Consider the following 19,858-nt stretch of genomic DNA (forward strand, 5'->3'; position numbering starts at 1 on the left):
GAAATGCCCGTTTATTCGCCGTCGGCGCGCCGGCGGAACACGAGATCCCACACGCCGTGGCCGAGGCGCAGGCCGCGCCGCTCGAACTTGGTGACGGGCCGGTAGTCGGGGCGCGGCGCGTAATCGGCCGCGGTGTTTTCGAGTGCCGGTTCGGCGCGAAGCACCTCGAGCATCTGTTCCGCGTAGTTCTGCCAGTCGGTCGCGCAGTGCAGGTACGCGCCGGGCTTCATCCGCGAGACGAGGCGAGCGACGAACGGCGGCTGGATGAGCCGCCGCTTGTGATGGCGGGCCTTGTGCCACGGGTCCGGAAAAAAGATGTGCACGCCGTCGAGGCTTTGCGGCGCGATCATCTGCTCGAGCACCTCGACGGCGTCGTGCTGGACGATGCGGATGTTGGCGAGCCCCTGCTCGCCGATCAGCTTGAGCAGCGCCCCGACGCCCGGCTCGTGCACTTCGACGCCGAGGAAGTCGTCCTGCGGACGTTGCACTGCGATTTCGGCGGTGCTCGCTCCCATACCGAAACCGATTTCGAGCACGCGCGGCGCCTTGCGGCCGAACACGGCGTCCCAGTCCGGGCAGGCTGTCCCGTAGGGCACGACGAAGCGCGGACCGAGCTCGTCGAGCGAGCGCCGCTGGCCCGTCGAGACCCGTCCGGCGCGCGTCACGAAGCTGCGAATCCGCCGGCGGTGGAGCCCGTCCGCCGACGCGTCGGCGGGCCCGGGAGCCGGCTGCGGATCGGCGCCGGTCGGCGGGCGGTCTTGCGGGGCGTCGTCAGGATCGTGGTTCGTCATGGAAGCGGCCGATGGGGTAGGGCCGGCATTCCGGCTCGCGCTCAGCAAAAAGCAGCCGCGCATTATATAGCAGCCCGGCAACGCGCCGGCGGGTCCGGCAAGCGTCGGCGCATGCGCCGACGGCCCGATCGCCGGCCCCGGCGTGCTACTTCGTCGAGACCGTGACGTGCATCGGCGAGGGGGACTTCAGTTCGAACGAATCGAGGCGGCCGGCGCGCACGTCGAGCATCAGGCGTTCCAGTTCGGCCGCGGCCTCGCGGGTGCGTTGGGCATCGTCGGGGAGTCGCTCGTCGATCTTCTCGAGCATCGACTGGCGGATCGACACGATCAGTGCGATTGCCCGGTGACGGGGCATGAAAAATCTGTCCATCGCTTTGAGCGTCCGCCCCTCGCGGGGCAGCGGGTGATGCGGGTTGATACAGGCGCCCCGGCCGGCGGGCGATGGGGGGAGCGCGAATTGGGCCGGGCTCCGGAGGAAAGGCGCGCGTCGCGCGGACCGCGTTCTCCGGAGGGCGTCATCTTACGCGCTTTCTATCGGCGGTGCCGCGAGCCAGGTTCCGCTTGCGGTCGATTTGCACCACCGTGGTGAATCATACCGTCTCGAAATTTGTGCAAACCGGGTACGAGCGGGTACACCGGTATGACCAGTCGGGGCTTCGCGGGGTGGCGCGCTCCTTGCTTGAACGGCTCCCAGCATCGCGGCGCGAAGGCGTGCCGCGAATCTCTTCACCCGCCAGGAATCGAGATGGAACAACGACCCGCTTTTCGCGCCACCCGCCGCCGCTGGCTGGCCGCGCTGCTTGCCGCTCCCGCATTGACGTTTTTCGCCGCGTCGCCCGCCCATGCGGACGCGCTCGACACGATCGCGAAGAGCGGCGTGCTGCGCGTCGCGGTGCCCGAGGACTACCCGCCGTTCGGCTCGGTCGGTCCCGACATGCAGCCGCAGGGCTACGACATCGACACGGCGAAGCTGCTCGCGAAGGCCATGAACGTGAAGCTCCAGCTCGTGCCGGTCAACAGCGAAAACCGCATTCCGTACCTGACGACCAACAAGGTCGATCTCGTGATCTCGTCGCTCGGCAAGACGCCCGATCGCGAGAAGGTGATGGCCTTTTCCGCGGCCTATGCGCCGTATTTCCAGGGCGTGTTCGGGCCGCCCGACATCAAGGTGAGCGGTCCCGCAGACCTGACCGGCAAGACCATCGGCGCGACGCGCGGCGCGCTCGAAGAAATCGCGCTCACGCAGATGGCCCCGAACGCAACGATCAAGCGCTTCGACGACAACAACGCGACCATCCAGGCGTTTCTCTCGGGGCAGGTCCAACTGATCGCGGCCGGCAACATCGTCGCCGCCGCGATTCTCGCGAGGAACCCGCCGCGCCGGCCGGAGATGAAGTTCGTCATCAAGAATTCGCCCTGCTTCGTCGGCATGAACCTGAACGAGCCGCGCCTGCTCGCAAAGGTCAATGCGGCCATCGCGCAGGCGAAGTCGGACGGCACGCTCGAGGCGATGTCGAAGAAGTGGTTCGGCCAGCCGCTGCCGGCCGGTCTCTGATCGCCGATCATACCTATCGCACCTCCGGGCACGGACGGCATTCTTCATGAGCTATCAGCTTCAATTCGGCGATCTGGCCGGCTATGCGGGCATGTTCGCGAGCGGCGCCGCGGTGACGTTCGCGCTGACCGGCGTGGCGACGGTGCTGGGCCTGGGCGTCGGCGTACTCGGCGCGGCGGCCTGCGAAAGCCGCTACCCGATGTTGCGCGCGCTGACGGGCGGCTACGTCGAGGCGATCCGCAATACGCCGTTCATCGTGCAGCTCTTCTTCGTGTTCTTCGGCCTGCCCGCGCTCGGCATCCACGTCGACGAATACGCGGCGGCGATCGCCGCGATGACGCTGAATCTCGGCGCCTACGCCGTCGAAATCGTGCGCTCGGGCATGGCGGCGGTGCCGAAGGGACATCGCGAGGCCGCCGCCGCGCTCGCGATGTCGCCCGCCGAGACGTTCGTGCACGTTGTGCTGCCCCAGGCGTTCGCGAAGGTGTTTCCGGCGCTCGTGAGCCAGATCGTCATCACGATGCTCGGCTCGGCCGTCGTTTCCCAGATCTCGGTCGAGGATCTTACCTATGTGGCGAGCTACGTTCAGTCGCGCAACTTCCGCGCGTTCGAGACGTACTTCCTGATTACGGGCCTCTATCTGGCGATGGCGCTGGTGCTGCGCTTCGTGCTCAACGCCGTGGGCCGGCGTCTTTTTTCGCGCGGTTTGCGGGGTGTGCGGTGATCGAGTTCACGTTCGGCCAGATTTTCACGGACCTGCTGCTTGCCGCGCGCTGGACCCTCGTGCTTTCGCTCGTCTCGTTCGTCGCGGGCGGCCTCGTCGGCTTCGCGCTGCTCGTGATGCGCGTGTCGAGATCGCCCGTGCTGCGCTTTCTCGTGCGAATCTACATCGAGATATTCCAGGGTACGCCGCTGCTGCTGCAACTTTTCGTCGTGTTCTTCGGGCTGCCGCTCGTCGGCATCAACGTGGCGCCCTGGATCGCCGCGACCATCGGCCTGACGTTCTTCACGAGCGCTTATCTCGCCGAGATCTGGCGAGGCTGCGTCGAGGCGATTCCGCACGGGCAGTGGGAGGCGTCGTCGAGTCTCGCGATGAGCTACTTCGAGCAACTGCGCCACGTCATCCTGCCGCAGGCCGCGCGCATCGCCGTCGGGCCGACTGTCGGCTTCGGCGTGCAGGCGATCAAGGACACCGCGCTCGTCTCGATCATCGGCTTCGCGGAACTCACGAAGGCCGGCACCGAAATTTCGAACGCGACGTTTCGTCCGTTTCTCGTCTACGGGCTCGTGGCCCTGATCTATTTCGCACTCTGCTATCCGCTCACGCGGTACGCGCGTACCTTGCAAAGGAAATGGCATGCCGCTCGTTGAAACCCGGGGACTCGAAAAGCAGTTCGGCTCGAACCACGTCCTCAAGGGCATCGACTTTTCGGTGGAGCGGGGGCAGGTCGTCGCCATCATCGGCCGCAGCGGCTCGGGCAAGAGCACGCTTCTGCGCACGCTCAACGGGCTCGAGAGCATCGACGCCGGATCGATCGAAATCGACGGCGAACGCGTCGACGCGCGCCATGCCGATCTGCGCGCGCTGCGCCTGAAGGTCGGCATGGTGTTCCAGCAGTACAACCTGTTTCCGCATCTCACGGCCGGCCAGAACGTGATGCTCGCGCAGACGGTCGTCAAGAAGGAGAGCCGCCACAAGGCCCGCGCGGTGGCCGAACTGATGCTCGAGCGCGTCGGTCTCGGCGACCGGTTCGACGCCTACCCCGAGCAGCTTTCGGGCGGACAGCAGCAGCGCGTGGCGATTGCCCGCGCGCTGGCGATGAAGCCGAGCGTGCTGTTGTGCGACGAGATTACGTCGGCGCTGGATCCGGAACTGGTGGGCGAGGTGCTTGGCGTGGTCGAGAGTCTGGCGCGAGACCACATGACGCTGATCATGGTCACGCACGAGATGCGTTTTGCGCGCGCCGTCAGCGACAAGGTGGTGTTCATGCACCAGGGGCGCGTCTGGGAGAGCGGTCCGCCCGAGGAAATTTTCGAGCGCCCCTCGACGGTCGAACTGCGCCGGTTTCTTCAGTAGGCCGCGCGCTTTCCGCGGTGCCTGCCGCCCGACGCCTTGGCGCGGCGGTTCGGGGCGAGGCAGGTGCCGGCGAGCGATCCGGATCCGGGCGATGGGGCCGGTTACGCGCCGTCTGGACGAACGGACTTCAGGTTCAGGACTGCACCGCGTGCCAGAGACGCGGGAGCGGGCCGTTAGGGCCCGACACCGGGTCCGTGTTCGGGAAGCGCACGAGATTCATGGCGTGCAATCCCTCGGACGAGAGTCCGACGCGGCTGATGCCGATGTCTTCGTCCGGCGGATAAGCCCCGACGACGAGAAAATCCGCCGTGGCCTCGATCCGGCAATGCCCCGTGCCCGCGGGCAGCACGGCCACGTCGCCGGCATTGATCTGCACTTCGCGCCCGATCGATCCGGGGCCGCCGAGGATCAGCCGCGCGCTGCCGCCGGCGAAACCGAGCACCTCGTGAGTCGAGGGATGGAAGTGGTGGAAGTCGTAAATGCCGTTGCGCCATTGCGGCGGCCAGCCGTTGCGATCGAAGGCCTGCTCGAAGAGCGAGGCGGGGTCGTCGCCGACGGGCTTGATCGCCGACCGGTACAGGAGCACCGGCAGATGCTGGTTGTTCGGGATCCAGCCGTTGGGCTGGAAGTGGTAGGTTTCGGGTTCGACCGGCTGGGAGCCGGACGATGGGGTGGCTGCTTCGCTGACCGCGGGCAGCAAGCCGCCCATGACGAGTGCCGCGCTGACGCGCCGGCGCGTGATGTTGGTCATCGGACTCTCCATTGGGTGTGGGGCACCAGTTGCAACGAAACAGGCTGCGGGCCTGTATTCAGCAAGATTAGACGAAAAGTATGTCGATGGTTCTCGTCGCCGGCATTTTCCGCGCGATGCTTGCAGTTGTAAGACGATAGGGCTCGATTCAGGCAACATCGGCCTTGAGATGGCCTTTCTTTGCTTTCAGGGCGGAAGGATTGGGTGCGGCGGGAAGGGAAGCGGGAGAAACCGGAGAGGCTCTGGAGCGGGCGATGGGAATCGAACCCACGTCTCCAGCTTGGGAAGCTGGGGTAATGGCCATTATACGACGCCCGCGGAGCACGACATTCTACAGGGTTTCCGGCGCGAGGGACAAGCCGGGCCGGCGACGAACGGCATGCCGGCCGCGGTCTTGCTCACTCCATGAGAAACGGCTGAACCGGCCGGTTTTCCGCAAAAGCAGCCAACAACTCGCGCGCCTGTCCGGCGACATCGTCGGCTACCGGCCGAAACGGGAACGGCCGCGCATGGGGAAGCTGGACGAAATGCGCACCGCTGCTGCGTGCATAGGCGGGGTCGTAGTGCAAGTCGACAAGCTCTTCGAACAGCGCGCGACCTTGCCCGCCGTCAAGAAAATCGTACCAACGCTGCACTCTCGCATGACCGTGCAGCGGAATCAGCTTCGACAGTTGGGACTTGAAGGCGTCGGCCCGCTTGAACAGATGCCCGTAATCCTGCAGCAGCAGTTCGATCCGGTCGTCGCGGGCGGTTTCGACCTGGACGCAGAAGCCGCCGTGAAGGCCGCCCAGCAGCACGGCCGGAAGCGTAATGGCGCCGATGCGTCTGCTTTCGGCTTCCACGAAGACCGGTTTATCCGGATCGAATTGTCGTAGCGCGTGGACGAGCGCGGTGTCGAAGGCTTTCTGCGACGGTTGCGCGCTGTCCGGCAGCGCGCCGAGGAGCGAGCCGCGGTGTGCCGCGAGCGCTTCGAGGTCGAGCGTCTGGGCGCCGGCTTCGGCCAGCGCCTTGAGCAGACGGGTTTTGCCGCTTCCGGTATGCCCGGTCAGCACGATGTAGCGGAGTCGGGCGGGCAGTGCGTCGAGTTCTTCGAGAACCCGGCGGCGGTAATGCTTGTAGCCGCCGTCGAGTTGCCGCGCGCGCCAGCCGATCAGGTTGAACCAGGTCGCCATCGACCCCGAGCGCTTGCCGCCGCGCCAGCAATAGATCAATGGGCGCCAGTTGCGGGGACGGTCGGCGAACGTCGTCTCCAGATGGACCGCGATGTTGCGCGCAACCATCGCGGCGCCGACGCGGGTCGCTTCGAACGGCGAGACCTGTTTGTACATCGTCCCGACGATGACGCGTTCCTCGTTGCCGAGAACGGGCGCGTTCAACGCGCCGGGGATGTGGTCCTCGGCGAATTCGAGCGGTGTCCGGACGTCGACGATTTCGTCGAAGTCCCCGATCTGGTCGATGGATACGGGCGACAGGTTCAACGGTGTCGAAGCGGCGCGACCGCTTCGTCTGCAAAAAGCCAATTATCGCACGGGCACTTTTCGGTCCGGACACGATGCCGCATTCGCCGTCCGGCTTCGGGCAATCCCGTGACTATGAACCGCACCCATCCAGCATAAATGCGGCGTTCAGTCTCTTTCAGGAAAAAGCTATGGACTCCGCTGTGGCATGGCAAAAGGTAAAGTTAGTGAAAGCCCTGACATAAAGTTTCTGTCATATACGGTCGTAAAGCCGCCTGTTGATTCTGAACTGGTCTGGTGCCGGGCGGCGTTACGGAGCCATCCGGAAAGCTGGGTCAGGAGTTCGAAGGAAATGCGGCGATGTTGAAGAACCTGTCGATTCGTACCTGCCTGACCCTGATGGTCGTCTTCTTCGGCGTGGTGCTCCTGCTCGGGGCCGCGGCCGGCCTGATTTCGCTGCGCCAGAGCAACGACTCGCTGAAACAGATGTATACGGTCGACACGCCGGCCGTGGCCGATCTCGAGGGCAGCGCCGGCCAACTGCTGCGCCTGCGTCTGGCGATGGCCACCTATGCCTCGCTCGCCGATCTCAACGATCAGGCGGGGGCGGCAAAAGTGCTGCAGCGCGCGGACGAATACCAGAAGCATTCGGGCGAACTGCTCGATAGCTACCTGAGCCGCGCCGGCCAGGGGGAGAACGAGCAGCGTCTCATCGGCGACATGCGCGACAAGCGCGAGGCGTTCCTGCGCGACGGCGTCGCGCCGGCGCTGGCGGCATTGCGAAGCGGCGACCGCAACACCTTCGAGCAGATGCAGGCGCACAAGCTGCCGGCGCTGTACAGCGACTACGAGACGGCCATGCTCGCGCTCGAGAAATTGCAGATCGAGCACGGCGCGCGCCGCTACAGCGATGCGCAGACGCGCTTCGAGGCGGTCTGCATCGCGGTGGCCGTCGGGATGGCGCTCTCGCTGCTGCTTTCGTGGTTCGCCCGCCTCGTGATGGTCCGCGCCGTCGCGCATCCCGTCGACGCGATGATCGAACAGTTCCAGCGCATTGCGGGCGGCGATCTGACCGGCCGCATCGCGGTGACGGGCAGAAACGAGATGGGCCGGCTGGCCGATGCGCTGCGCGGGATGCAGGCGTCGCTGATCGTGACCGTCAGCGCCGTCCGTCAGGGTTCCGAATCGATCGACGTCGGGGCGAGCGAGATAGCGACCGGCAATGCCGACCTGTCGCAGCGCACCGAGGAGCAGGCCGCTTCGCTCGAAGAGACGGCCGCGAGCATGGAGGAGCTGACCTCCACCGTCAGGCAGACCGCCGGCAATGCGAAAGAGGCGAGCGAGCTCGCCGGCGGCGCGTCCAGCCTCGCGGCGCAGGGTGGAGACCTGACCCGTCAGGTGGTCGGTACGATGCACCAGATCGTCGACGACTCGAGGCGGATCGGCGAGATCGTCGGCGTGATCGAGGGCATCGCGTTCCAGACCAATATCCTGGCGCTGAATGCGGCCGTCGAGGCGGCACGCGCGGGCGAGCAGGGGCGCGGGTTCGCCGTGGTGGCGGCCGAAGTGCGCTCGCTCGCGCAACGCAGCGCCGGCGCGGCGAAGGAGATCAAGGAGTTGATCGGCGCATCGACGACGCGCGTGCAGTCGGGCGCCGATCTGGTCGAGCGCTCGGGCTCGACGATGACGGAAATCGTCGACGCGATCGCCCGCGTGAATTCGATCATGAGCGAGATCGCCTCGGCGACGACCGAGCAGAGCACGGGCATCGACCAGGTCAATCTCGCGGTGGCCCAGATGGATCAGGTGACGCAGCAGAACGCGGCGCTCGTCGAGCAGGCCGCCGCCGCGGCGAGTTCGCTCGAGGACCAGGCGCGCCGGCTCAGCGCGTCCGTCTCCGTGTTTCGCACCGATGCCGGCGCAGGGCCGGCCGTCGGCGGTCCTGCGGCGCTCGATGCCTACTGATCCCGCGCCTGTCCGGGCAGCGCGGACCGTGCATCCACCCCCGCGTATCTCAAAAGAAAAGAAGTGTCATCCGGGGACGACAGGCTTCCATGGCCGTGAGAACATGGCCGCTCGCGTTTAACTCTATGGAGAGCGAAATGGGAATCCTGGACAAGGTAGGCGAGATCGCGGGCGCCGTGGCGGCTGTCGAAGGGTTGGAAAAAGTCGATTCCGATGCGGGGCTGCTTGCCAAGGGGGCGGCGGCCATTGCAGGGTTCGAAGGCGCGGGCGCGCTGGAGTCGCTGCTCGGCAAGAAGGACGGGAATGCCGATAACGCCGACAGCACGACGGCGTCGGCCGACGATTCCACGGATGCCGATTCCTCGCAGTCGCAGAGCTGACCGGGGCTGTCGACGGGCCAGCCCGGCTTTCTGCCCGGGCTGGGCCCGATCCGTTCGCGCCATTGCGTCATAAACGTCATAAGAAAGAAGGGCGACGCGAAACGCCATCGTCGCCGTCGTTACACGTCACCCCTTCCATCCGGCGCGCCGGCGACTTGATCGCCACCGGGCTCCGCCTGCCCGCAGCGCTCAAATTCCGAACGTCGTCAGCGAAATCTCCGCGTGCGTCACGATCATGAGCAGCACCTGCACGATCACGAACAGCAGGATCGGCGACAGGTCGAGGCCCCCCATTTGCGGAATGATGCGCCGTAGCGGGTTCAGGAACGGGGCGGTCAACTGGTAGAGCGCCGGCATCACCGGCGAGTGCGGGTTGAGCCACGACAGCAGCGCCATCACGATCGTCATCCAGATGATGAGATTGAGCGCCCACTTCACCACCGTGAGCACGGTGACGACGGCGAGCGCCGGCAATACGCCCGTCACGTCGATGCCGGCCAGCGTGACGATCAGCAGTACGTAGACGAGCGACGAGAGCAGCGCGGCGACCACGCTGGCCCAGTCGATGCCGCGCACGCCGGGGATGATGCGCCGCAGCGGGAGCACGAGCCAGTTGGTGACCTGCAGAACCGTGTGCGTCACGGGGTTGTACGCCGGCATGCGCACGAACTGCAGCCAGGCGCGCAGCAGCAGCGCCGCGCCGAACAGCGTGAAGACGGTATTGAGCAGAAAACGGGCAATATCGCCGAACATCGGGTGGATCCTTTCCGTCAGGCAGCAGACCGGCGCTTCACGCGACGGCGTCATGGGTTGAGAAGGCGTGCGCCGGGCGGCGCCACGCTTGCGGCGGCTTCAGCGCCGTGTCCGGATTGCGCCGGCAAGGCGCGGGAGGCCGTCCGCGGGGACACGACGGGAGGGGGCGAGACGCCCGGCTCCCCGGTGCGGAAGGAGGATGCTCATCTTGATCATTGTGCGTTCTCGTCGATGGTCCCGAAGCCTGCGGCGCCGGCAGGATGCGCGCCGGTCGTCACATTACCACGGCTTGCGCCTTGCCAGTAAAGGGTTGCTCGCCGGCGTCGCGGGACGGACGCGATTTTTCCTGAACGGGTACAGTGAACGAAGCGGGTCGCTGGGCGGGACCTTGCGCGCGGAGTGTGGGGTGCCGTACCGAGGCCGGCCGAGACTGCCGCTACAAACGAAACGCCGTCTCCGGGGACGTCCGGCCTGTGGCGAGCCCTCGCGGTTCGGGCCGCTACGGTGACGGAACGATATCTCCCCGAATTTTACGATTGGCGGGTGGGGGTGCGGAATCGGCTTGTTTTTCGGGCGCTTGTCCGACACGGGAGTTGATCATGAGTATGTTCGCTTACCGAAAGCATCTGCGCTTCCTGACCCATACGCAGCGCCGCCGCTGGTGGGACCAGAGAAAACGTCTGACGCCGAGAGTGCAGATCAGCGGTGCCTACGTGCCGCCGAGCGTGACGCGCGAATTCACCTACGTGAAGGTCGGATAGCGCTCGAAGGCGGCGGCTGGCAGGCCGCTCCCGCTCTTCGCGGATGCCCGGCGTATCGAATGCGCCGGGCATTTTTCGTTTACGGACGGCGGATTTCGGGGGCGGCATCAACCAATTTGTAATTAAACATTACCGATTAGTCGGCGCCCGCATGCCGCGCGTCCCGCCAATGCCTGAGAACGGCCCTGAGTGGGCCGTAGAAAGGCCCGATCGGCGGCAATGTGCGCGGCACGCCGGGCCGGCTGGGGGTGAAGGCGCGCCCGCGCGCGTCAATGGCCTTCGGGCGCAATTGCAATTTGCAACAAATGGTCTCTGTCGGGCGTCTCTATTCTGGATACATTGAATAGGCAGGCAGTACCGTCATGCGGTACGGCATTCGGGCCGACCGCGAGGAGAAGAGAAGTGAAAAAATTCGTTCCGTTCATTGTTGCCGCCGCGCTCGGCGTGGGGCTCGTCAGTACGGCCGATGCGCGCGTGTCGGTGGGTATCGGCCTTGGTTTTCCGGTTGCGCCGGCCTATCCGGTGTACGCCCCGGCGCCCGTCTACTATGCGCCGCCGCCGGTCGTCTATTCGCCGCCCGTGGTCTACGCGCCGCCGGCCGTCGTGGTGGGTGGCTACTACGGTGGTTATCCGTACTGGCACCACGGTTACTGGCACCACCGCGGCTATTACCGTCGCTAACGAGTTTTTGAGGCCGGTTTGTCCGGGCGGTGCTCCGCCCGGGTTTTGCCGAAGGCTTGCGCAAAAACGGCGCAACGCGGGCTGATTGCTGCGTTGCGCCGTTTTCTTATGCGGGAAGGACTGCCTGGCGGCCGGTCAGGACCGTTGCGCGGCGGGTGCCTCGTGCGCAATCAGCTCGTGGTATCCGTTCACGATCACGCTGTACGAGAAATACGCGAAGAGCAACGCCGAGAGCAGGTGGCAGACGCGCAGCAGCCCGGCGCCGGCCCGCTTGCGGCCGTGGCTCGCGAGCGTGCAGAGGAAAACGGTCCAGGCCAGGCCGCCCATGAAGAAGCCGAAGAGAAAGACGGCCGCCGTGGTGCCGCCGGTGGCGCCCGATTTCGCGATCAGCGCGCCGCCGACCGCGGCGAACCAGAGGATTGCGCTCGGCGAGGACAAGGCCAGCAGTACGCCGCGCGCGAAGCCGCGCCACGGACCCGGCTGCGGCACGGGTTCGCCGGCCTTGCCTTCGACCGCCGCTTCGACGGGCGGCGCGCCGGCCGGCTGCAGTGCCTCGCGCGCCATCTTCCAGGCGAGCATGAGCAGGACAATCGCGCCGCCGATCCAGACAATCCAGCGTACCGCCGTGAATTGCAGCAGCGCGGCCATGCCGGCCAGCGCGAGCGCGGCATAGGTCAGGTCGCCGAAGCAGGAGCCGAGGCCGAGCCAGAAGCCGGGCCTGAAGCCGTGCGAGAGCGTGCGCGAGATGATTGCGACGTTGACGAGGCCGATATCGAGGCACAACGACAGCGACAGCAGAAATCCGTCGGACAACAGGGACAGGTGAGGCATGCGGGCGAAGAAAGCGGACGGACCGGCGGTGGGCCGGGCCAGGCGGTCGGGTGGGGAAAGCGGGCCGGGACTATCTCGTCCGCCCCGGTCTCTCTATCGCTCTATTAGTAACTAACGTCCCAACCCGAGCTTGTCGTACAGCCGGTCGATGTGCTCTTTCACGGCCGCGTCCATCGCAATGGCCCGGCCCCACTCGCGGCTCGTTTCGCCGGGCCACTTGTTGGTGGCGTCGAGACCCATCTTCGAACCGAGACCGGCCACGGGCGAGGCGAAGTCCAGATAGTCGATCGGCGTGTTCTCGACGAGGACGGTGTCGCGCGCCGGGTCGATGCGCGTCGTGATCGCCCAGATCACTTCCTTCCAGTCGCGGATGTTCACGTCGTCGTCGACCACGACGATGAACTTCGTATACATGAATTGCCGCAGGAAGCTCCAGACGCCGAACATGACCCGTTTCGCATGGCCCGGGTAGCTCTTCCTGATCTGTACGATCGCCATCCGGTAGCTGCAGCCCTCGGGCGGCAGGTAGAAGTCGGTGATCTCGGGGAACTGCTTCTGCAGAAGCGGTACGAACACCTCGTTGAGCGCGACGCCGAGCACGGCCGGTTCGTCGGGCGGCTTGCCGGTGTAGGTCGAGTGGTAGATCGCGTCGCGGCGCATCGTGACCCGCTCGACCGTGAAGACCGGAAACCACTCCTGTTCGTTGTAGTAGCCGGTGTGGTCGCCGTAGGGGCCTTCGAGCGCGTGTTCGTAGGCGGCGCTCGCGCCTTTCGCCGGCCGCGGCGGCGCGCCGGCGGGCGCCGCTTCGGGCTCGCCGCGCTGCGGATAAATGAAGCCTTCGAGCACGATCTCCGCGCGTGCCGGCACCTGCAGCGTGTCGACGCCGGGCGTGAGGCACTTCGCGAGCTCGGTGCGGCCGCCGCGCAGCAGGCCGGCGAACTGGTATTCGGAGAGCGTGTCGGGCACCGGCGTGACGGCGCCTAGTATCGTCGCCGGATCGGCGCCGAGCACGACGGCGACCGGATAGGGCAGACCCGGATTCCGGAGCGCGAATTCGCGGAAGTCGAGCGCGCCGCCGCGATGCGCGAGCCAGCGCATGATGAGCCGGTTACGGCCGATCATCTGCTGGCGGTAGATGCCGAGGTTCTGGCGCGTCTTGTTCGGGCCGCGCGTGACGGTGAGCCCCCAGGTGACGAGCGGGCCGGCGTCGCCGGGCCAGCAGGTCTGGATGGGCAGCTTCGCGAGATCGACGTCCTCGCCTTCCCAGACGATTTCCTGGCACGGCGGCGCGCTGACGGTTTTCGGCGCCATGTCCCAGACCGCCTTCGCGAGCGTGAGCAGCTTGCCGGCGTCCTTGAGTCCGCGCGGCGGTTCGGGCTCCTTTAGCGCCGAGAGCAGGCGCCCGACGTCGCGCAGCGATTCGAGCGCCGCGCCGTCGCCCGCGCTTTCCGGCGCGTCGATGCCCATGCCGAGCGCGACGCGGCGCGGCGTGCCGAACAGGTTGCCGAGCACGGGAAACGCATGGCGTTCGCGGTTCTCGAACAGCAGGGCCGGGCCGCCCGCGCGCAGCACGCGGTCGCACAGTTCGGTCATTTCCAGGAAGGGGGATACCGGGTGCGAGATGCGGCGTAGCTCGCCCTGGGTCTCGAGGCGACCGGCGAAGTCGCGCAGATCTTTGTATTTCATTGAAGGCGGATCGGGGCCGCGTCGCGCGGAGGCTGGAGATCGCGGCCGGCACTGCCTACCCCGGCAAACGCGGTGATGGAATTGTCGATTTTACCTGCGTTGCCGAAGCCACGCTGACAGTCGATTGACGAGCCGGCCGGAAACGCGCTCAGGGCGCCATTCTTGTCGAGATGAACGGCGTTCGTTATCACAATTAGTAATGATTTCATCGTTCTATAGTGTTGACGATCTATAAAACCCTGCTAGAATCCGTGCACACTGGTTGCAGGGCTTGAAATTTTAACCAATGCCCCCGGTCCTTCAGACGCGACGCGTCGCCGTTTAGCCGATCCCCTGCACGGCTCCATACGGTCTAGATTGGTTGTCCTTGCCAGCGCCGCTTTGTCGAGCTGGCTTTTTCGTGTGAGAACCTCCGCGCATGCCGCCATGGCATGCCAATGGCTTTGCCTGACGGTTCCACAGACGGCGCATGCCGTGTTCCCGACGCCGCTGCCGCACCGACCAGAGCGCGCGGCGTCTTGATCCTGCGAACGGTTTGCCGGCTCATGCCGACCATCCGTTCACGGATCATGCAACATGGGAGATCTGTGAATGAATACTTGGTTATCGTGGCTGTCGTGGCGTGCCGACGACCGGCTCGCCCAAGGTCTGCGTGCGCTGCTGCGCCGCGGGACGCGGCTTAGCCACAATCTGTTCAGCATCGTCGGCGGCGTAGCCGTTCTGTTCGCGCTCGCCGTCTGGCTGATGCCCACCTGGCGCGGCACGCTGGCCGCCCGGATGATGCCGTTCGTCACGGCGGCCGTGGAAGCCGGCCCGGCCCGTCTGCTGGAGGGCAATCCGCTGCCGTCGTTCGCGCCGCAGGGCGCCGACGAGCAGGACGGCCCCATCGCCCAGGCGACGGGCGGCAACCTGCCGATGGCTGCGACGGCCGACGCCGGCACGAACCCGACGGTGCTCAATGCCGTCGCCCTGAACGGGCTCGACCCGCGCACGCTGCCGAACGTGAGCGACCTCGCGCGGATGATCCCGTCGCAGAACATCGTGCCGGACGCCCGCGACGACCGCGTGCTCGTGTCGGCGCGCGAGCAGGCGCTCGTCGCCTCGTACCTGTCGCGCCGCTACCGCGTGGCCGAGGAGCCCGTGGCCGAACTCGTGAAGGCGGCATTCGACACGGGGCACCAGGTCGGTCTCGACCCGCTGCTGCTGCTGGCCGTGATGGCCATCGAATCGGGCTTCAACCCGTATGCGGAGAGCGGCGTGGGCGCCCAGGGCCTGATGCAGGTCATGTCGAAGGTCCACTCGGACAAGTTCCAGTATTTCGGCGGCCAGAGCGCGGCGCTCGATCCGCTCGCAAACATCAAGGTCGGCGCGCTCGTGCTGAAGGACTGCATCGCGCGCGGCGGTTCGCTGCCGGGCGGATTGCGTCTCTACGTCGGCTCGACCTCGCAGGACGACGGCGGCTACGGCGCCAAGGTGATGGCCGAGCGCGCACGCCTGCGCGCCGTCGCGCGCGGCGTTAACGTGCCGGTGAACGCGCCGCAGGCGCCCGCAGCCCCGGTCGTCAAGGCGTCGGACAAGCGTGTGCGGGCGTCGCTCGACGGCGCGCATCCGCTGACGGAAAAGACGGCGGCGGCCATGCCTGTCAAGGCGACCGAGCAGGACGACGCGAGCGTGAACGCGCGCAAGTCGCGCGTCCAGGGGCCGGAACTGGGCGCATAAGCCGGCTTCCCGGTTCCCCTCATTTCCCGCGTTCCGGCCGGCGACCCGCCGCCTCGGCGCGCAAAACGACAAAGGCACCCTCGAGGTGCCTTTGTCGTTGTTGCTCCAGGAAATTTCTCCCCGGCGGAGGGCGTTCAACGACGGCCGAACAGTTCCCGCAACCGCTCGACCGCTTCCTCGAGCCGCGCGTACGCGGTCGCGTAGGAGAGCCGGACGTGGCGGTGCGGCGCCGCGACGCCGAAATCCATGCCCGGCACCATGACCGTGCCCGCCTCGTGCAGCATCGCGCGCGTGAGCGCGTCGCTGTCGCCGGCGGCCGGATGGGCGACGCCGGTGCAATCGGCGTAAACATAGAACGCGCCGTCCGGCCTGACGGGCACCGAGAAGCCGAGCGACTCGAGCGCCGGCACGATGAAGTCGCGTCGGCGCCTGAACTCCGCGCGGCGCGATTCGTAGATCGCGAGCGTGTCGGGTTCGAAGCAGGCGAGCGCCGCGTGCTGGGCGAGCGCCGACGCGCAGATGAAGAGATTCTGCGCGAGCTTCTCGAACGCGCCGACGAGGGCCGTCGGCACCACGAGCCAGCCGAGCCGCCAGCCCGTCATGTTGAAGTACTTCGAGAAGCTGTTCACGGTGACGACGTCCTCGCCGAGCGATAGCGCGGAGACGGGCGGCGCGTCGTAGCTGAGGCCCTGGTAGATCTCGTCGACGATCGTGAAGCCGCCGCGCGCACGCACGGCCTCGACGATGCGCTCGAGTTCGCCGGCCTCGATCGAGGTGCCGGTCGGGTTCGACGGCGAGGCGAGCAGCACGCCGCGCGTGCGCGGCGTCCAATGGCGCGCGACGTCGGCGGCGCTCAGTTGGTAGCGTGTCCCGGGGCCGCTCGGCACGAGCACCGGACGGCCTTCTGCCGCCGCGACGAAGTGCCGGTTGCACGGATAGCAGGGGTCGGGCATCAGCACTTCGTCGTCGCGATCGACGAGCGCCACGCAGGCGAGCAGCAGCGCGGCCGACGCCCCGGCCGTGACGATCACGCGGGCCGGGTCGATCGAAAGGCCCGAGGTGCGCGCGTAGTGGGCCGCAATCGCCTCGCGCAGCGCGGGCAGGCCGAGCGCGCTCGTGTATTGCGTGACGCCGCGGCGCAGCGCGGCCGTCGCGGTCTCCACGACCGGCTCCGGCGCCGTGAAGTCCGGCTCGCCGATGCCCATGTGGATAATGTCGCGTCCCGCGTGCTCGAGCTTCGCGGCTTCCTTGGCGAGCTCCATGACGTAGAACGGCTGGATTGCGTCGACGCGGGCGGCAAGCCGCAGCAACGGTTCGGCAACGAGGTTCATGGGGTGTTTTCTGCGGACTTCCCGGAAATGGCGGCGGCTTCGGTCCCGAAGGCTTCAGGACCGGCGCGCCGCCTGAGCCTCGGTCGCGCGCAACTGGGCCGAGAGCTTGTCCAGCACGCCGTTGACGTACTTGTAGCCGTCGGCTCCGCCGAACGTCTTCGCGATCTCGACGGCCTCGTTGATGACCACGCGGTACGGAACGTCGACGTGATGGCGCAGCTCGAACGTCGCGACGAGCAGAATCGCGCGTTCGACCGGCGAGAGCTGGTCGATCGGCCGGTCGAGAAACGGCGTGATATCGGCGGAAAGCGCGTCGGCGTCGCGGATCACGCCGTTCAGGATCGCCTCGAGGTGCTCGTGGTCGGCCTTCTCGTAGCCCTGCGCGCCACGCAGTTGCACGTCGATCTCGCTCGCGGGCACGCCCGAGAGCAGCCACTGGTACAGCCCCTGCGTGGCCAGTTCGCGGGAGCGGCGGCGCGCGCTCTTCATTGCTCTTCCTCTTCGCCGGCCTCGTCCTCGTCTTCCTCGTCGCCGTCGAGCTGCTCGAGCGCGACCGTAAGGTTGGCCATCTCGACCGCGACGCGCGCCGCGTCGCGGCCCTTTTCGGTCATGCGGGCGACGGCCTGCTCGTCGGTCTCGGTCGTGAGCACCGCGTTGGCGACCGGCACGCCGAAGTCGAGCGCCACGCGCGAGATGCCCGAGCCGCTTTCGTTCGAGACGAGTTCGAAGTGGTAGGTCTCGCCGCGGATCACCGCGCCGAGCGCGATCAGCGCGTCGAACTGGCCGCTTTCGGCGAGCTTTTGCAGCGCGAGCGGGATTTCGAGCGCGCCCGGCACCGTGACGAGCAGCACGTCCTCGCCCACGACGCCGAGGCGTTCGAGTTCCTCGATGCAGGCGTCGGCAAGGCCGTTGCAGACGGGTTCGTTGAAGCGCGACTGGACGATGCCGATGCGCAGGCCGTCGCCGTCGAGGTTCGGTTGGTATTGTCCGATTTCCATGAAGTGTCCGTAGTGTCGGGTTAAGCGCGGTAGCGCGAGAAAGGGGGCGGGCGTAGCGGTTCAGGCATGCGGTGCGTCGGCTTCGGCCGGGCACGCGGCTTCGGGCGTGCCGCCCGGCATCGGGACGAAGCCCGTGACTTCGAGCCCGTAGCCCGACATGCTGCCGAGCCGGCGCGGCTTCGAGAGCACCTGCATGCGGCCTACGCCGAGCTCGCGCAGGATCTGCGCGCCGATGCCGTAGGTCTTGAAGTCAACCGGGCGGCGCGCGAGCGCCTCGGCGCGCTCCTTCTCGCCGAACGCCTGGAAGACGTCGATCAGATGTTCCTTCGTGTCGCCGCAGTTGAGCAGCACGATCACGCCGAGCTCGCGCGCGGCGATTTCCTTCATCGCGGCGTCGAGCGTCCACGAGTGGGCCGACGAACTGACTTCGAGCAGATCGAGCACCGAGAGCGGCTCGTGTACGCGCACGGGCGTGTCGGATTCCGGCGTCGGCGTGCCGCGCACGAGCGCGATGTGCGGCGAGCGCGTGGGCTGGTCGAGATACATGATGGCGCGAAACGGGCCGTGCGCCGTCTGCATGGTGCGCTCGGCAACGCGCTCGACGATCGACTCGGTGCGGCTGCGGTAGTGGATCAGGTCCGCGATCGTGCCGATCTTGAGGCCGTGCTCGCGCGCGAATTCGATCAGGTCGGGCAGGCGCGCCATCGTGCCGTCGTCCTTGATGACCTCGCAGATGACGGCGGCCGGCGTCAGGCCCGCGAGGGCCGTCAGGTCGCAGCCGGCCTCGGTGTGGCCCGCGCGCACGAGCACGCCGCCGGGCTGCGCCATGATCGGAAACACGTGGCCGGGCTGGACGACGTGCTCGGGCCGCGCGTCGCGCGCGACCGCGGCCGCGACGGTGCGCGCGCGGTCGGCGGCGGAAATGCCCGTCGTCACGCCCTCGGCGGCCTCGATGCTGACCGTGAACGCGGTGCCGTACTGCGTGCCGTTCCGGTAGGTCATGAGCGGCAGGTTGAGCTGCTCGCAACGTTCCTGCGTGAGCGTCAGGCAGATCAGGCCGCGGCCGTAGCGCGCCATGAAATTGATCGCTTCCGGCGTGATGCATTCCGCCGCGATGACGAGATCGCCCTCGTTTTCCCGGTCTTCTTCGTCGACGAGAATCACCATCCGGCCGGCTTTCAGTTCGGCGATGATTTCGGGGGTGGAGGCGAGCGTCATGTCGGGAATCTTTCGGGAAAGGGCGTATTTTACGCCAGGCGGACAGGCGCGTCGCCCCGGAAACGGCGAAATGCGGGCCGGCCGGCCCGACCCGCGGCCGGCCGGCGGTGGGCCCCGCGCCGCGCGAAAAATGACAAAAACGTAATCAGGCCGACGGGTGACGGGTCACGCGCGGCACGTTAGCATGCATGCGGCGTCGGCGCGGGCGGCCGGTTTCGGCCCCGCGCACGCCGTCCATGGTCCCCCGCGTCCTTACCGCTTACGGAGATCCGCGCCATGTCCGGGCATCGTCGAACCTTCGCAGTCGTTGTCGTCACCGTGTGCGTCATGATCGGCCTCGCGGTCGCCGGCGGCCTCGCGTTCATCTATTCGGGCGTCTACGACGTGTCCGCCAGCTCGAAGGACAACCCGCTCTTCGCCTGGGCGGTGCACCGGACCTACGAGGCGTCGCTGCACCGCCATGCGAGCGGCATCGTCGTGCCGGCGGACCTGATGTCGCTCGACAACATCCGGGCCGGCGCGCGTTTCTACGATTCGACCTGCGCGGTCTGCCACGGCGCGCCCGACCGCGCGCCGAGCCCGATCCGCCAGGGCATCGAGCCTGCCGCGCCGCTGCTGCTCTCGGCGAGCCGCCGCAACAACCCGCGGCTGATGTTCTGGACCATCAAGCACGGCGTGAACATGACGGCGATGCCGTCGTTCGGCAAGACCCAATCGGACGCGACCATCTGGCAGACGGCGGCGTTCCTGTTCCATGCGCGCGGCATCAGCGCGAGCGATTACGACGCGCTGACGGGCCGCGCCGGCGGCGGCAACGATCGCGGCGGCGACGCCAAACCCGCGGGTTAGCGGGCGCGTCGCCCGGCGCCTCCCTGTCTTCGCGCGGCGCCGGCGATGCCGGTAA

At 67.1% G+C, this 19,858-nt stretch carries 22 protein-coding genes and 1 tRNA gene; 10 read left to right on the forward strand and 13 right to left on the reverse strand.

Annotated features, from left to right (window positions below; translation table 11 throughout):
* Positions 1-11: 11 nt before the first annotated feature.
* Together trmB and CY652_RS16960 are read right to left on the reverse strand one after the other, a co-directional pair.
* On the reverse strand, positions 12-791 hold the full coding sequence (gene trmB / locus CY652_RS16955) for a tRNA (guanosine(46)-N7)-methyltransferase TrmB (protein ID WP_102131874.1): 780 nt from the start codon (positions 789-791) through the stop codon (positions 12-14).
* 145 nt (positions 792-936) lie between these two features.
* Positions 937-1,146 carry a hypothetical protein gene (locus tag CY652_RS16960; RefSeq protein WP_258002345.1) on the reverse strand — a complete coding sequence of 70 codons (210 nt, stop codon included), beginning with the start codon at positions 1,144-1,146 and terminating at the stop codon, positions 937-939.
* A 390-nt stretch (positions 1,147-1,536) separates the two neighbouring features.
* Here CY652_RS16960 and CY652_RS16965 point away from each other — a divergent pair, with 390 nt between their 5' ends.
* The 4 genes from CY652_RS16965 to CY652_RS16980 are packed head-to-tail and all read left to right on the forward strand — an operon-like array spanning position 1,537 to position 4,423.
* Entirely contained in the window at positions 1,537-2,346 is an 810-nt protein-coding gene (locus tag CY652_RS16965; RefSeq protein ID WP_102131876.1) for a transporter substrate-binding domain-containing protein, read from the forward strand.
* Between the two features lie 46 nt (positions 2,347-2,392).
* Complete coding sequence (locus CY652_RS16970) at positions 2,393-3,070, forward strand: amino acid ABC transporter permease (protein WP_102131877.1); 678 nt, start codon at positions 2,393-2,395, stop codon at positions 3,068-3,070.
* On the forward strand, positions 3,067-3,717 hold the full coding sequence (locus tag CY652_RS16975; protein WP_102131878.1) for an amino acid ABC transporter permease: 651 nt from the start codon (positions 3,067-3,069) through the stop codon (positions 3,715-3,717). Before CY652_RS16970 ends, CY652_RS16975 begins: the two co-directional genes overlap by 4 nt.
* On the forward strand, positions 3,704-4,423 hold the full coding sequence (locus CY652_RS16980) for an amino acid ABC transporter ATP-binding protein (RefSeq protein WP_102131879.1): 720 nt from the start codon (positions 3,704-3,706) through the stop codon (positions 4,421-4,423). The genes CY652_RS16975 and CY652_RS16980 overlap by 14 nt, the downstream gene beginning before the upstream one ends.
* A 133-nt stretch (positions 4,424-4,556) precedes the next feature.
* Here the strand turns inward: CY652_RS16980 and CY652_RS16985 are convergent, their stop codons facing one another.
* From CY652_RS16985 to mnmH, 3 genes are all read right to left on the reverse strand, one after another.
* Complete coding sequence (locus CY652_RS16985; RefSeq protein WP_102131937.1) at positions 4,557-5,174, reverse strand: cupin; 618 nt, start codon at positions 5,172-5,174, stop codon at positions 4,557-4,559.
* 243 nt (positions 5,175-5,417) lie between these two features.
* Positions 5,418-5,492: transfer RNA gene (locus CY652_RS16990), tRNA-Gly, on the reverse strand.
* Positions 5,493-5,572: 80 nt separating this feature from the next.
* Positions 5,573-6,652, reverse strand: coding sequence for a tRNA 2-selenouridine(34) synthase MnmH (mnmH, locus tag CY652_RS16995; RefSeq protein WP_102131880.1), 1,080 nt, complete (start codon positions 6,650-6,652; stop codon positions 5,573-5,575).
* A gap of 339 nt (positions 6,653-6,991) precedes the next feature.
* On the opposite strand from mnmH, the gene CY652_RS17000 reads away from it, so the two are divergent.
* Together CY652_RS17000 and CY652_RS17005 are read left to right on the forward strand one after the other, a co-directional pair.
* Entirely contained in the window at positions 6,992-8,596 is a 1,605-nt protein-coding gene (locus tag CY652_RS17000; RefSeq protein WP_102131881.1) for a methyl-accepting chemotaxis protein, read from the forward strand.
* Positions 8,597-8,733: 137 nt separating this feature from the next.
* On the forward strand, positions 8,734-8,976 hold the full coding sequence (locus CY652_RS17005) for a hypothetical protein (protein WP_102131938.1): 243 nt from the start codon (positions 8,734-8,736) through the stop codon (positions 8,974-8,976).
* 189 nt (positions 8,977-9,165) lie between these two features.
* On the opposite strand, the gene CY652_RS17010 is transcribed toward CY652_RS17005, so the two are convergent.
* A complete protein-coding gene (locus CY652_RS17010; protein ID WP_102131939.1) occupies positions 9,166-9,729 on the reverse strand; it encodes a YggT family protein in 564 nt (187 codons plus the stop codon).
* Positions 9,730-10,328: 599 nt separating this feature from the next.
* On the opposite strand from CY652_RS17010, the gene CY652_RS24540 reads away from it, so the two are divergent.
* Both CY652_RS24540 and CY652_RS17015 read left to right on the forward strand, forming a co-directional pair.
* On the forward strand, positions 10,329-10,490 hold the full coding sequence (locus CY652_RS24540) for a hypothetical protein (protein WP_180970646.1): 162 nt from the start codon (positions 10,329-10,331) through the stop codon (positions 10,488-10,490).
* Positions 10,491-10,892: 402 nt separating this feature from the next.
* The gene (locus CY652_RS17015) at positions 10,893-11,171 is read left to right on the forward strand and encodes a hypothetical protein (RefSeq protein WP_102131882.1); all 279 of its coding nucleotides are present in this window, start codon (positions 10,893-10,895) and stop codon (positions 11,169-11,171) included.
* Positions 11,172-11,306: 135 nt separating this feature from the next.
* Here the strand turns inward: CY652_RS17015 and CY652_RS17020 are convergent, their stop codons facing one another.
* The 3 genes from CY652_RS17020 to CY652_RS24120 all read right to left on the reverse strand — a co-directional run bounded on the left by CY652_RS17020 (position 11,307) and on the right by CY652_RS24120 (position 13,897).
* Positions 11,307-12,002 carry a LysE family translocator gene (locus CY652_RS17020; RefSeq protein ID WP_102131883.1) on the reverse strand — a complete coding sequence of 232 codons (696 nt, stop codon included), beginning with the start codon at positions 12,000-12,002 and terminating at the stop codon, positions 11,307-11,309.
* 111 nt (positions 12,003-12,113) lie between these two features.
* Positions 12,114-13,688, reverse strand: a complete 1,575-nt coding sequence (locus CY652_RS17025; RefSeq protein WP_102131884.1) for a UbiD family decarboxylase — start codon at positions 13,686-13,688, stop codon at positions 12,114-12,116.
* Positions 13,685-13,897 carry a hypothetical protein gene (locus CY652_RS24120; RefSeq protein WP_146010128.1) on the reverse strand — a complete coding sequence of 71 codons (213 nt, stop codon included), beginning with the start codon at positions 13,895-13,897 and terminating at the stop codon, positions 13,685-13,687. The genes CY652_RS17025 and CY652_RS24120 overlap by 4 nt, the downstream gene beginning before the upstream one ends.
* A gap of 382 nt (positions 13,898-14,279) precedes the next feature.
* On the opposite strand from CY652_RS24120, the gene CY652_RS17030 reads away from it, so the two are divergent.
* On the forward strand, positions 14,280-15,407 hold the full coding sequence (locus CY652_RS17030; protein ID WP_102131885.1) for a transglycosylase SLT domain-containing protein: 1,128 nt from the start codon (positions 14,280-14,282) through the stop codon (positions 15,405-15,407).
* Positions 15,408-15,541: 134 nt separating this feature from the next.
* On the opposite strand, the gene CY652_RS17035 is transcribed toward CY652_RS17030, so the two are convergent.
* Genes CY652_RS17035 through ribBA form a run of 4 tightly spaced genes read right to left on the reverse strand, consistent with a single transcriptional unit; the run spans position 15,542 to position 18,954 of the window.
* Entirely contained in the window at positions 15,542-16,738 is a 1,197-nt protein-coding gene (locus CY652_RS17035; RefSeq protein WP_102131886.1) for a pyridoxal phosphate-dependent aminotransferase, read from the reverse strand.
* Positions 16,739-16,792: 54 nt separating this feature from the next.
* A complete protein-coding gene (gene nusB / locus CY652_RS17040; protein ID WP_102131887.1) occupies positions 16,793-17,227 on the reverse strand; it encodes a transcription antitermination factor NusB in 435 nt (144 codons plus the stop codon).
* Positions 17,224-17,736 (reverse strand): 6,7-dimethyl-8-ribityllumazine synthase, encoded by a 513-nt coding sequence (gene ribH, locus CY652_RS17045; protein WP_102131888.1) that lies wholly within the window; start codon positions 17,734-17,736, stop codon positions 17,224-17,226. Before ribH ends, nusB begins: the two co-directional genes overlap by 4 nt.
* Positions 17,737-17,796: 60 nt before the next feature.
* Positions 17,797-18,954, reverse strand: a complete 1,158-nt coding sequence (ribBA, locus tag CY652_RS17050; protein ID WP_102131889.1) for a bifunctional 3,4-dihydroxy-2-butanone-4-phosphate synthase/GTP cyclohydrolase II — start codon at positions 18,952-18,954, stop codon at positions 17,797-17,799.
* Positions 18,955-19,230: 276 nt separating this feature from the next.
* On the opposite strand from ribBA, the gene CY652_RS17055 reads away from it, so the two are divergent.
* Entirely contained in the window at positions 19,231-19,803 is a 573-nt protein-coding gene (locus CY652_RS17055) for a c-type cytochrome (RefSeq protein ID WP_102131890.1), read from the forward strand.
* The last annotated feature ends 55 nt before the right edge of the window (positions 19,804-19,858 follow it).

It is taken from the genome of Burkholderia sp. WAC0059, from assembly GCF_002870125.1.
In the GTDB taxonomy this organism is placed as follows: Bacteria; Pseudomonadota; Gammaproteobacteria; order Burkholderiales; family Burkholderiaceae; genus Paraburkholderia.

Excerpts from the sequence above, each read along its gene's own strand:
- CY652_RS17005 (WP_102131938.1), top strand. The coding sequence starts at position 8,734 with ATGGGAATCCTGGACAAGGTAGGCGAGATCGCGGGCGCCGTGGCGGCT.
- CY652_RS17035 (WP_102131886.1), bottom strand. The coding sequence starts at position 16,738 with ATGAACCTCGTTGCCGAACCGTTGCTGCGGCTTGCCGCCCGCGTCGAC.
- CY652_RS16970 (WP_102131877.1), top strand. The coding sequence starts at position 2,393 with ATGAGCTATCAGCTTCAATTCGGCGATCTGGCCGGCTATGCGGGCATG.
- ribBA (WP_102131889.1), bottom strand. The coding sequence starts at position 18,954 with ATGACGCTCGCCTCCACCCCCGAAATCATCGCCGAACTGAAAGCCGGC.
- CY652_RS17010 (WP_102131939.1), bottom strand. The coding sequence starts at position 9,729 with ATGTTCGGCGATATTGCCCGTTTTCTGCTCAATACCGTCTTCACGCTG.
- CY652_RS16980 (WP_102131879.1), top strand. The coding sequence starts at position 3,704 with ATGCCGCTCGTTGAAACCCGGGGACTCGAAAAGCAGTTCGGCTCGAAC.
- CY652_RS17000 (WP_102131881.1), top strand. The coding sequence starts at position 6,992 with ATGTTGAAGAACCTGTCGATTCGTACCTGCCTGACCCTGATGGTCGTC.
- trmB (WP_102131874.1), bottom strand. The coding sequence starts at position 791 with ATGACGAACCACGATCCTGACGACGCCCCGCAAGACCGCCCGCCGACC.
- CY652_RS17025 (WP_102131884.1), bottom strand. The coding sequence starts at position 13,688 with ATGAAATACAAAGATCTGCGCGACTTCGCCGGTCGCCTCGAGACCCAG.
- CY652_RS16985 (WP_102131937.1), bottom strand. The coding sequence starts at position 5,174 with ATGACCAACATCACGCGCCGGCGCGTCAGCGCGGCACTCGTCATGGGC.
- ribH (WP_102131888.1), bottom strand. The coding sequence starts at position 17,736 with ATGGAAATCGGACAATACCAACCGAACCTCGACGGCGACGGCCTGCGC.
- CY652_RS24120 (WP_146010128.1), bottom strand. The coding sequence starts at position 13,897 with ATGAAATCATTACTAATTGTGATAACGAACGCCGTTCATCTCGACAAG.
- nusB (WP_102131887.1), bottom strand. The coding sequence starts at position 17,227 with ATGAAGAGCGCGCGCCGCCGCTCCCGCGAACTGGCCACGCAGGGGCTG.
- CY652_RS16960 (WP_258002345.1), bottom strand. The coding sequence starts at position 1,146 with ATGCCCCGTCACCGGGCAATCGCACTGATCGTGTCGATCCGCCAGTCG.
- CY652_RS24540 (WP_180970646.1), top strand. The coding sequence starts at position 10,329 with ATGAGTATGTTCGCTTACCGAAAGCATCTGCGCTTCCTGACCCATACG.
- CY652_RS17055 (WP_102131890.1), top strand. The coding sequence starts at position 19,231 with ATGTCCGGGCATCGTCGAACCTTCGCAGTCGTTGTCGTCACCGTGTGC.
- CY652_RS17020 (WP_102131883.1), bottom strand. The coding sequence starts at position 12,002 with ATGCCTCACCTGTCCCTGTTGTCCGACGGATTTCTGCTGTCGCTGTCG.
- CY652_RS16965 (WP_102131876.1), top strand. The coding sequence starts at position 1,537 with ATGGAACAACGACCCGCTTTTCGCGCCACCCGCCGCCGCTGGCTGGCC.
- CY652_RS17030 (WP_102131885.1), top strand. The coding sequence starts at position 14,280 with ATGAATACTTGGTTATCGTGGCTGTCGTGGCGTGCCGACGACCGGCTC.